Source organism: uncultured Ralstonia sp., from assembly GCA_913056305.1.
Classification (GTDB): Bacteria; Pseudomonadota; Gammaproteobacteria; order Burkholderiales; family Burkholderiaceae; genus Ralstonia.
The window spans coordinates 1-10523 of sequence record CAJXMR010000166.1 but is presented as its reverse complement, the minus strand read 5'-3'; the positions used below and the strand labels follow the sequence as shown (position 1 = coordinate 10523).

Sequence of the window (10523 nt, the reverse complement as noted above, 5' to 3'; positions counted from 1 at the left end):
GTGCACGATTATCTCTACGAGGCATGGTGGAAGAAGCCGTATCGGTCCGCGCCCTCGAGGCGGGATCAGCTGTTCGCGGATAAGGTGTTCCGGGCTGGCCTCATTGCCGCGAAAGTGCCGTGGTTGAAACGCGTACTGATGTATCAAGCGGTGCGCCGGTTCGGCTGGTCCGTTTTCAAGGCTAAATAGCCCCAGCCCTTGGGAATGGAATTAGCTGTGGTTCGACTGGTCCGGCTTCAAAAAGTGGCTCAGGCTCGACAAGGGCGACTTCATCGACCTTAGCCTCGATCGAGGCCATGTTGGTCCATGCGACGACGACCAGCCCTGAGCGCCAGACCGAGTTCGGCGATGAACCATTTGTTCCGTGTTTTCAGTATTCGGTCCCCTGATTCCCCCGATATCCCTTTATTTTTTTCCCCTTTCTTTAATCCGACATTCCCCAGATGCCATCCAAATTCGTGGAAATCGTATAACTTTCCCATTTATACCGGGCTATGGATTTTCGGAGAAATCTGCCCGACGCGGCCGCGGACTTTTGCAAGGTCACCGGCAATGCCTATGCCCAGCGCGAGCTAGACCCGCCGTTGACCTGGGATCAGGCGCCGGTCGACGACGCGGGTTGGCGGCCGCCGCGGCCTTCGAGGCGGCCGGGCCCTGGGCCGACAGGTTTCCGCCGGTCGTTCCGGAGCCCTACGCTGCCGCGCCCTCGAGTCGGGCGCCGGGGCCGCGGGTGTTCCGCACCGTGTCTCCAGAGGCAATACCGGAGGCGGTAATGTCCTACCGGGCGACATCGGCGGGTTTGCCGGCCCGGCGCCGTCGCCGGAGCTGCTGGTGCGCTGGGTGGCGTTCGGTGTGTTCATGCCGCGCTTCTCGATCCACTCGTGGAACGACGACAAGACTGTCAACGAGCCCTGGATGTATCCGCAGGCCACCGCGCAGATCGCCTCGCTGATCAAGCTGCGCTACCGCCTGATCCCGTATCTGTACGAGCTGCTGTGGCAATCGACGCAGGCGTATGAGCCTGTCTTGCGCCCGACCTTTGCCGAGTTCCCGGCCGACCGCCGCTGCTATGACGAGAGCGACGACATGCTGCTGGGCACCGCGCTGCTGGTGGCGCCCGCCGTGGACGAAGGGCAAACCGAGCGTACCGTGTATCTGCCGGCCGGCGCCCGCTGGGTGTCGTACTGGAGCGGTGAGGTGTTCGAGGGCGGCCAGTCCGTCACGCTGCCTGCGCCGTGGGATCAGCCGGTCATGCTGATCCGCGAGGGCGGGGTGGTGGCGCTGAACGTGGCCGAGCAGCATTTCGACCAACGCGCCGATCAGCGTGGCTTCCTCGTGGTGCCGGTCAGCGGCGCGGGCGAGACCACAGGCGGTTGCATCGAGGACGACGGCGAATCTGAAGCCTGGCGCAACGGCGAGCAAGGCCGCTGGAACGTCCACGCGGTCTCCGATGCGCAGACGGTGACGCTCTCAGTGACGCGTGAAGGGCGTATGCCTGAGCAGCCGACGTCCGTCGACATCTTCCTGCCGGCGGGCGAGACGCGGCAGGTGCAGACCCCGCACGCACGCGTGCTCGAAGATATTGTTGTGAACGGCTGGCGCCAGTTGACCCTGCAGCTGCAGGCGTAGCGCCCCGCAAGAATCCAGGCGCGTCGAGGTGGGTGGCAACACCCCCGGCCCGGCGCGCGGATACCCGTTGTTGGAGACAACCCACAAAGAGCCTACAAAGAGAAGAGAGAGAAATGAAGACCAGCCGAGCCAGCTTTACCGTCAAGCCCCTCTGCGCATGCGTTGCGCTGCTATCCGCCGGTGTGTCGATGCATGCATCGGCGCAATCCTCCGTCACGCTGTATGGCGTGGTCGATACCGCCTTTGCCTACTCGAGCAACCAGGGCGGCCACTCGAACGTGTACATGAGCCAGGGCAATCTGCTGGCCAGCAAGTTCGGCTTCTACGGCACCGAAGACCTGGGTGGCGGCACGCAAGCCCTGTTCCGCCTGGAGAGCGGCTTCAACTCCGCCACCGGCGCACAGAGCGCAGCCGGTTACATGTTCAACCGCCAGGCCTTCGTCGGCCTGAGCAACAAGGACTACGGCCAGCTGACCCTCGGCCGCCAGTACACGCCGTACTTCCAGTACGTGGCCGCGCTGGGCCCGACCAACGTGCTGACCGGCGCCACCGGCGCGCACCCCGGTGACGTCGATGCGATGGACACTACGCTGCGCTTCAACAACGCGGTGACCTACGTGCTGCCGAACTTCGGTGGCCTGCAGGCCGCCGTGCAATACGGCCTGGGCGGGCAGGCGGGCGGTGTCTCGAAAGGCAGCAGCGTGAGCACCGCGCTGCGCTACGACTACCAGGCGTTCGCCTGGTCGGCCGGCTACATCTACCTGAAGGACGTGGCGACCAGCACGTCGGTCGGCACCTTCGCCAACAACTCGCCGGTCAACAGCGGCTACGCGACGGCCGACAGCGCGCAGATCATCGGCACTGCGGCTCGCTACACCTTCGGCAAGCTGATGGTCGGCCTGAACTACTCGAACGTGCAGTACCGTCCGGGCGCCGCGTCGCTGTTCACGCAGTCGGCAACGTTCAACACCTTCGGCGTGATCTCGACCTATGCACTGACGCCGGCAATCACCGTGGCGGCCGGCTACAGCTACACCGCCGAGAAGGCCCGCAACGGCGTGACGGACGCCGCGCACTATCACCAGTTCTCGATGGAGCAGACCTACGCGCTGTCCAAGCGCACGGCGTTCTATGCACTGGAGGCCTACCAGAAGGCGAGCGGCAAGACCTTGCGTACGGTGGGTGGCGTGAGCACCGTCGTCAACGCGGTGGCCTCGGTGGGTGACTCGCAGAACGGCACGCCGTCGAACGGGCCGAGCCAGTTCGTGGGCATGGTTGGCATCCGCCACTCGTTCTAAGTGGTGCGAGGCGTGAGCGAGCGGCCTGCTCAATGCTCACGCCTCGTTGCAGTTGGAGATTGATTGCATGACCAGCCCAGCCCCGCAAACCGAAGGCCGCACCACGCGTGCCGGTATCTGGCTGGCGCCTGGCCCGGTATACACGCTGCGTGCGGGTGCGCTGGCGATGGACCTCGCGCCGGCGGCAGGCGGGCGGATTGCGTCGCTGGCGTCGATCGATGCTGCTGGTGTGGCTACCGATTGGCTGGCGGCCATGTCAGCCGAATGCCTGCGAGAGGGCTTTGATGGCCTTGCCTGGCCCAAGGCCGGCTGCTATCCACTGCTGCCGTTTTCCAATCGCATCCGCGATGGCCGCTTCCTGTGGGCGGGCCGCGAGATCCGCCTTGCGCCGCATCCGGGGCAGGCGCATGCCATGCACGGCGTGGCCCACGCACGCGCCTGGCAACTCGATCAGTTATCGGAGACCGCTGCTACGCTCAGCCTGCGCTATGCGCCAGTGGCAGATGGCTGGCCGTGGCCATTCCTCGCCACGCAGCGTTTCGTGCTGACCCCCGATGGTCTGGATGCGGAAATGATCCTGCGCAACGAAGGCGACAGCGACATGCCGGCCGGCGGCGGGTTTCATCCGTACTTCGCTCGCACGCCCGGCATGCGCGTGCAATTCGACGCCGCCTACATGTGGCCAGTCGATGCGGGGGAGGTGGCGACAGGGCGTGCGACTATCACCGCGCGCGAAGACTTTCGCAGCAGTCGCGCCTTGTCAGAAGAGAGTTTGAGCGTCTACTACAGCGGATGGCAGCAACAGGCCGTTGTGACCCGCGCGGACGGTGCCAGCATGGCAATGACCGCAGACGACCCGCTCGACCATTTCATCCTGCATGCCCCCGGCGGTCAGCCGTATTTCTGCCTGGAGCCGGTGTCGCACGTGGCCGATGCGGTCAACTTGTCGGCGCGGGGTTGGGAAGGTACGGGCCTGCGTACGCTGGCGCCCGGCGAGACGATGCATCTGCGCATGCAGTTGCGGATCGATGCGGGAAGTTGAGGCTGAAGCGTAACGCCGTAGGCCCTTCAGGAACCGCGCGTCCAAAGCAAAAAGCCCAGTCGGTGAGGACTGGGCTTTCTACGCGAGTTCTGGTGGGGCGTGAGTGACTCGAACACTCGACCTACGGATTAAGAGTCCGCTGCTCTACCAACTGAGCTAACGCCCCGCGAAGAGATGAGACTATAACAAGGTTTCTCAGATCGCGCCAGCCCTTCTGCGAAATTTCTTTACGCGCCGCCCGCGTGCCGATGCAGTGCCTCGACAAACTGCGTCAGCCCGCGCGTTGCGTGCTTGTCGCGATGGCGCACGATCAGCAGTGGCCGGGCGATGCGCGGCAGCCCACTTTGCACCTCGGCCAGCTTGCCCTCGCGCAACGCATCGTCGACCACGTGGCGCGACAGGCAGCTGATGCCATAGCCAGCTGCGACCGTACGCTTGATCGCCTCCGAATGCCCCAGCTCCAGCGCCACGTGCAACGGCCCGATGACGGCGGCGATGCGGTTGTCGATCAGCTCGCGTGTGCCGGAGCCGGGCTCACGCATCAGCCAGGCGGCCTCGCGCAGCGCTGCGTGCGTGGCCGGGCCACGTGCCAGGGGATGGTCGGGCGCGGCCACGATCACCATCTCATCGTCGATCCACGGTTCGATCTCCAGCGCCTCGCCGCGGCAGGTGCCTTCGATCAGGCCGATGTCGACCTCGAAGCGCTGCACGGCATCGACCACGTCCTGCGTGTTGCCGATCAGCACGTCGAGTTGGCTGTCGGGCGCGATCTGCTGGCGAAAGCGCGCGAGCAAGGCAGGTAGCACGTAGTTGCCGATGGTGCTGCTGGCTGCAAGCTTCAAGCGCACGTTGAGTTGCTGCGTGGCGTGCTCCAGTGCGTCGGCGTGATCGAGCAGGGCCTGCGCCTGCGGCAGCAACTGACGCCCGAGCGCGTTCAGGTGCAGGCGGCGCCCGTGCCGGTCGAACAGCGGTTGCGCCAGCGCCGATTCCAACTCCGCCAGCGCCGCACTGACCGCCGATTGCGACAGGCCGAGCTGGTCGCCGGCCGCTGTGGTGGTCTCGCAGCGCGCCACGGCCGAGAAGACCGCCCATTGGCGCAACGTCACGCGGGGGGCTTTGTTATCCATAAAACTGGTTATTCATAGAAAAATTACCCGTTTCTCATATTATCACTTTCCACATATCGTTATGCGCATACCGAATAAGCAAGGCGGATGTGATGACGACAGCGCAAAAACAAGTGATGGCGGGCGGGTTCGCGGCCTGGGATGGGCGAACGCTGGTGAGTGTGGCGGTCCTGGTGGGTTGTGCCGGTGCGGCAATGATGTTGGGATCGACGGAATGGGCGGGCCGCCTCGGCCTGAGCGCGCTGACGCTCGCCATCCTGCTGGGCATGGCACTCGGGCATGTGCCGGGGCACCAGCGCTGGCTGACGGCGGAGGCCATCCAGTTTGCGCGGCACACGCTGCTGCGTGCCGGGGTGATCCTGTATGGCGCGCGCCTGACCCTCGCGCAGATCCACGACCTGGGCGCGGCGGGCATCGCGATCCCGCTGCTGGTGCTGGCGGCGACGATGCTGGCAGGCACCTGGATCGGCACGCGCTGGTTCGGGCTGTCGCGGCCGCAGGCGGTGCTGGTGGCGGCAGGTAGCGCGGTGTGCGGTGCGGCCGCTGTGCTGGCCGTGGCGCCGGCCGTGAAGGCGCAGCCGCGCGAGACAGCCGTGGCGATCGCCAGCGTGGTGCTGTTTGGCACGATCGGCATCTTCCTGTATCCGTGGCTGTATGCGCTGGTGACGCACGCCGGCATGGCCGTGGCGCCGGCGCACTTCGGCGTGTATATCGGCTCGACCATGCATGAGGTGGCGCAGGTGATTGCCGCCGCGCGCCCGCTGGGCGATGACGCGACCAATGCGGCTGTGGTCAGCAAGATGGTGCGTGTGCTGGCACTGGCGCCGTTGCTGGTGGTGCTGGCCTGCACGACGCCGGCGGAAGGCGGGGCAGCGGGTGCCGGCTCGCGTGAAAGCGCGCTGCGTAAGGCTGCTGGTCACGCATGGAAGGCGATGCCGTGGTTTGCGGTCGGTCTGCTGGGCGTGACGCTGCTGAATTCCGCCGGTGCCATCCCCGCGGCCTGGCATGCGCCCATCGACGCTGTCGATACCGCCATGCTGGCCTGTGCGATGTTCGCGATCGGCACGCAGACGCATGTGCCGATGCTGCTCAAGTCCGGTGTGCGCCCGCTGCTGTGTGCGGCCGTGCTGTGGGTTGGTCTGGTGGGCGGCGGTGCCGCCATCAACGCCGGGGTGCGCTGGCTGGTGGGCTGATTTTCATAGCGCTTGGCCACACCCGCAGATCGTCATGAAGGCGCTGCGGGTGTTGTTCGTTGTGCGCATGTCGACGCCTGACCACGGCGTGAGGGTGGTGCCTTCCGATTCCCGATTTGCGGCCTAGTATGAAGACCGGCGCCTCCTATCGAGGCGCGTCGGTAGCCGCACAAGGAGGGCCGATCATGCAACAGCATCCCGTTGTTTCGCAGGAAGAATGGCTGGCCAAGCGCCGCGCGTTGCTGGCCCGGGAAAAGGAGGCGATTCACCTGCGCGACGCGGTCAACGCCGAGCGCCAGGCGCTGCCGTGGGTGAAGGTCGATACGCAGTACGTGTTCGATACGCTCGATGGCAAGCGCACGCTCGCTGAGCTGTTCGGCGCGCGCAGCCAGTTGATGGTGTACCACTTCATGCTGGGCCCGGGCTGGAGCGCGGGTTGCCACGGCTGCTCGTTCGTCGCCGACCACTTCGACGGCATGCTGGCGCATCTGAACCATCACGATGTCACGCTGACCGCGGTCTCGCGTGCGCCGCTCGCCGAGATCGAAGCCTACAAGGCGCGCATGGGCTGGCGCTTCCCGTGGGTGTCATCGTTCGGCAGCACGTTCAACCATGACTATCACGTGTCGTTCACGCCGGAAGAGCTGGCGGGCGGCGACGTGTTCTACAACTTCACCGCCATCCCGGTCGCCGAGGCGAATGACGAGTTGCCCGGCCTGAGCGCGTTCTACAAGGACGAGGCGGGCAACGTGTTCCATACGTATTCAACGTATGCGCGCGGCCTGGAAGACTTGCTCGCGACCTACCAGATGCTCGACCGCGCGCCCATGGGCCGCAACGAAACGAAAGGCATGGATTGGGTGCGACGTCACGACGAATACGAAGGCGCATCGAAGGCGCACGCGTGCCACGCGTCGTAGGGAGCGTAGGCAAAGCGGAACACACGCGCTGACGGGGGCTAGCTCCGCGCCTAGAGGATGGCGCACCCGGAGTGTGGCCAAGCCAATCAGCCCATTCATGAATGCAGTGGGGGGGCAGGGCAACACCTATTGTCATTGCCCCTCACACTATCCAGCGTGACCCATGGAAGCGTTCTCCCATGGTGCGTGTCTGTCAAAAATCGTCTCGTGTAACATAGACGCATAAGCCAATTGCGAGGCACATGGATGGGCGCATCGAAGCCAAAGAACTACAACGAAGAGCTACAGGCAGTACGAGCAATTGCTATTTTGCTGGTGCTTGTGTCGCACATGCAGATTGCCTTCTTTCCGTGGGGTTCCGAGCATTGGGCTCATATTGGGAAGGGCTTTTATGTCGGTGTCGATCTGTTCTTTTGCCTTTCCGGATTTGTTATCACAAAAAGCCTGTCCAGATCGCTCCTGATGGCTGCGGGTGATGACTTCTGGAGGCAAACCGCGGCATTTTGGGTGCGGCGACTGTATCGCATTACCCCTTCCGCGTGGGTTTGGTTGGTTGTGCCATTTTTGTTCTACACGATGTATCGTGGATATTCGAAAGACGATATGACGGACATTGTGGCGGCTGTTGTCCATGTGGCAAATATCCGCAGTTGGCAATGTGCCTGGATGGCAGGGTCATGCGGATGGTTTGGCCACTACTGGAGTCTTTCTTTGGAGGAGCAATTTTATCTGCTTTTTCCAATTTTGTTTTTAATTTTTCGGAATAGATTTGCCTTTGTCTTGATTGGGATTGTTTTTGTTCAAGTATTCCTGCCGCGCCCATTGGGGAGTTTCTTGGGGGCAATCAAGACGGATGCAATTATGCTCGGTGTCCTGCTGGCATTGTGGTCCAGTACGCCGAGTTATAAGATATTTGAGCCACATCTGACTAAGTCGCGTTTGAGGTTCATCATCCCGGCGTTGTTGGTGGCTTGTTTGGTGGGGCTCGCGCGCTATGAGCCTGTGCCATTCTTTGTTGGAATGATCGCCATCGTCTCGGCGCTCATCATCTGGCTCTGTTCCTATGAGAAAGGATATTTCATTCAAGCCGGGCCGCTTCGTGAGTGGCTGTCGTGGGTGGGCGAGCGTTCGTTCGCCATTTATCTAGTCCATCCCTTTGCGTTCACGGTGGCCAGGCTCGGTTTCGAAAAGGTGTACCCCAATGTTCAGTTGAACGGCACGTTTACCCTTCGAATCGCGCTGGCGGCAATCCTGCTGACCATGACGCTATCCGAAATCAGCTATCGCTTTATTGAGATTCCGTGCCGGCGCCGAGGGGCGGCGAGATCCTCATCCATCGTGGGTGCCGGAATTCCCATGCGCGGTTGATGGGCTAGATGGCTTAGCTGATTGCCAACAAGCTCGGTGTTTGTGGAGCGGTTCGGGAGCAGCCATACGTCTCCACATCGTGGGAAGCCGGGAAGAGTGTGGGAGAATTCGCCCCACATCAACATGTGGGGTCGACGTGCCGATTCTGCCTCCCGGAACCATTCTTCAACTTATGTATCTACGTGAACGCTTGGCGCACCTGCCGCCAGGGCGTTTCATAGAAATTGGCCCCGGGGCCGGCAATATCTCCGCGCTTCTGTTGTCGATGGGGTGGGGTGGGGTCGCCTACGATCTTGAGCCTTCCACGGTTGCGGCGCTGGAGCAGCGGTTCGCTCCTGAGATTCGCGCTGGGCGGTACCGCGCGGTCAATCAAGACTGGGTCGCCGCTGAAAATGGGGATGCGTGCGATTTGGTAATTTCCTGCATGGTGATGGAGCATCTCGATGATGCCGCCGAGCGTGCCTTCATCGCCCGAGCCCGGGGTATCCTGAGCGAGCGCGGCGTGATGATCACCATCGTGCCCGGCGCACCGCAGGCTTGGGGAATCGAGGATGACATCGCGGGGCACATGCGTCGCTACACAGCCGAGACGCTGCGCACTCGATTCGAGAGCAGCGGCTGGCGCATTCGCCACGAAGCCGCGCTGACGTTCCCGCTGTCAAATCTGCTATTGCCGCTCTCGAACTTCCTCGTCAGGCGCGCCGAGGCAAAGAAGTTGTCGTTGAGCATGCTCGAACGGACCAAGCAGTCCGGGATCCGCAACGTGTCGATGAAGACAACGTTCCCAAGTTATCTGGGGCTGGTGCTCAACGAGCGCACGATGTGGCCATTGCACGTGTTGCAAAAAGCGTTTTCGCGTTCCCCGCGCGCGCTTGTCCGGTACGTGGAAACGAGCCCGCAAACGGGTCAGTAAGGGCGAGGGGGTTAGCGAATCCGCAACTCCCGCCACTCTTTGGCGCTGCCCGGCGGGTTCCATCGATAGCCCAGGTATTTTTGGATCGCCGGGTCATCCGGTGTGGGCTTCCCGTTCTGTCGCATGGCGGCCGGGATGTTGATCTGCTGAGACAGAAACGGCAACCCAATCACATGATTCAAGGCGCGGCGCACTGCATGCGAGCTGTTGATGCCAGCGCGGTGAAACAGCATGGCGTCCAGTACGAGAAACGAACCCGCAGGGGCCTCCAGTTGTCGCCCGTTGCGCATGACAAATCCCGGCGTCGGGAACTGAGCATGCCGGTGCGTCGCAGGCAGCACAAACGTCGCGCCGTTCTCACATGTGAAATCGTCCACACACAGCAAGGCGTTGATCGCGATGGGTTTCGAGCTGGTCCAGTGCTGGTAAGGCAGGTCGCGGTGCCAACGGGCCTGCGTATTGTCCTTCTCGGGGCGATTAATGATCCCGTTTTGCTGGGTGAGGATGAATTCTGTCCCAAACAGCCGTTCTGCCAGGCGTAGCAGGGGCTCGGCGGTGGCAACCCTGAGAAATTTTGCGTCGTAAGACAGCGCGCAGCGAACGGTGTCTGCATCATTGATCGCTTGCAGGATCGCTTCGCCGCCGAGTTCTGTGGCCTGATCCTGATAGACGTGATCCAGCGCTGATTGCAGGCTCGTAAGAAACGCCGGATCCAGGCCGCTTGGCAGTATGGTGAAACCGTTGATCCGGAGGTCTGCGACGGCTTCGTCATAGCGGTCATGCGCTGGCATTGACTCCGTTACGCCGTAGCTACTGAGCGCTTGATTCATTTTGCTGTGGTCACGGTTTGAAACGACTCACCAATCATAGCAAACCGGCTGCCCGGCTAAGCTTGATGGGGGGCAACCCGTGAGGCAGTGGCTCGGCATGCTGAGCGCACGCTCTTTTGTGGGGCCGGGTTGCTGCGTGACGAAGGACGATTGGTGCCCGGAGCCGGGATCGAACCGGCACGCGCCGATGAGGGCGCAGCGGA

The 10523-nt window shown here is 62.8% G+C and carries 9 protein-coding genes, 1 tRNA gene and 1 pseudogene; 8 read left to right on the top strand and 3 right to left on the bottom strand.

All coding sequences use genetic code 11. The features are described 5' to 3' along the window. The 4 genes and pseudogenes from QZ609_RS20010 to QZ609_RS19995 form a co-directional block, all read left to right on the top strand. The coding region (locus QZ609_RS20010) for a DUF1353 domain-containing protein (protein WP_295498553.1) at positions 1-189 on the top strand (189 nt) is incomplete at its 5' end. Between the two features lie 597 nt (positions 190-786). Further along, positions 787-1629: pseudogene (locus QZ609_RS20005) on the top strand (TIM-barrel domain-containing protein); the annotation flags it as partial. A 113-nt stretch (positions 1630-1742) separates the two neighbouring features. Next, complete coding sequence (locus QZ609_RS20000) at positions 1743-2927, top strand: porin (protein ID WP_295498551.1); 1185 nt, start codon at positions 1743-1745, stop codon at positions 2925-2927. A gap of 67 nt (positions 2928-2994) precedes the next feature. Further along, positions 2995-3969, top strand: coding sequence for an aldose 1-epimerase (locus QZ609_RS19995; protein WP_295498548.1), 975 nt, complete (start codon positions 2995-2997; stop codon positions 3967-3969). Between the two features lie 90 nt (positions 3970-4059). Here QZ609_RS19995 and QZ609_RS19990 read toward each other — a convergent pair. Together QZ609_RS19990 and QZ609_RS19985 are read right to left on the bottom strand one after the other, a co-directional pair. Beyond that, positions 4060-4135: transfer RNA gene (locus QZ609_RS19990), tRNA-Lys, on the bottom strand. A gap of 61 nt (positions 4136-4196) precedes the next feature. After that, on the bottom strand, positions 4197-5096 hold the full coding sequence (locus QZ609_RS19985) for a LysR family transcriptional regulator (protein WP_295498545.1): 900 nt from the start codon (positions 5094-5096) through the stop codon (positions 4197-4199). A gap of 92 nt (positions 5097-5188) precedes the next feature. On the opposite strand from QZ609_RS19985, the gene QZ609_RS19980 reads away from it, so the two are divergent. From QZ609_RS19980 to QZ609_RS19965, 4 genes are all read left to right on the top strand, one after another. Beyond that, positions 5189-6289, top strand: a complete 1101-nt coding sequence (locus QZ609_RS19980) for a YeiH family protein (RefSeq protein WP_295498542.1) — start codon at positions 5189-5191, stop codon at positions 6287-6289. Positions 6290-6474: 185 nt separating this feature from the next. Next, a complete protein-coding gene (locus tag QZ609_RS19975) occupies positions 6475-7209 on the top strand; it encodes a thioredoxin family protein (protein ID WP_295498539.1) in 735 nt (244 codons plus the stop codon). A gap of 246 nt (positions 7210-7455) precedes the next feature. Continuing rightward, on the top strand, positions 7456-8577 hold the full coding sequence (locus tag QZ609_RS19970) for an acyltransferase (RefSeq protein ID WP_295498537.1): 1122 nt from the start codon (positions 7456-7458) through the stop codon (positions 8575-8577). A gap of 190 nt (positions 8578-8767) precedes the next feature. Then, the gene (locus tag QZ609_RS19965) at positions 8768-9490 is read left to right on the top strand and encodes a methyltransferase domain-containing protein (protein ID WP_295498534.1); all 723 of its coding nucleotides are present in this window, start codon (positions 8768-8770) and stop codon (positions 9488-9490) included. Positions 9491-9501: 11 nt separating this feature from the next. Here QZ609_RS19965 and QZ609_RS19960 read toward each other — a convergent pair whose 3' ends face one another. Then, positions 9502-10320 carry a phytanoyl-CoA dioxygenase family protein gene (locus QZ609_RS19960; RefSeq protein ID WP_295498532.1) on the bottom strand — a complete coding sequence of 273 codons (819 nt, stop codon included), beginning with the start codon at positions 10318-10320 and terminating at the stop codon, positions 9502-9504. Between the last annotated feature and the right edge of the window lie 203 nt (positions 10321-10523).

Coding starts and splice junctions, on each gene's coding strand:
- QZ609_RS20000 (WP_295498551.1), top strand. CDS start 1,743: ATGAAGACCAGCCGAGCCAGCTTTACCGTCAAGCCCCTCTGCGCATGC.
- QZ609_RS19995 (WP_295498548.1), top strand. CDS start 2,995: ATGACCAGCCCAGCCCCGCAAACCGAAGGCCGCACCACGCGTGCCGGT.
- QZ609_RS19985 (WP_295498545.1), bottom strand. CDS start 5,096: ATGGATAACAAAGCCCCCCGCGTGACGTTGCGCCAATGGGCGGTCTTC.
- QZ609_RS19980 (WP_295498542.1), top strand. CDS start 5,189: ATGACGACAGCGCAAAAACAAGTGATGGCGGGCGGGTTCGCGGCCTGG.
- QZ609_RS19975 (WP_295498539.1), top strand. CDS start 6,475: ATGCAACAGCATCCCGTTGTTTCGCAGGAAGAATGGCTGGCCAAGCGC.
- QZ609_RS19970 (WP_295498537.1), top strand. CDS start 7,456: ATGGGCGCATCGAAGCCAAAGAACTACAACGAAGAGCTACAGGCAGTA.
- QZ609_RS19960 (WP_295498532.1), bottom strand. CDS start 10,320: ATGAATCAAGCGCTCAGTAGCTACGGCGTAACGGAGTCAATGCCAGCG.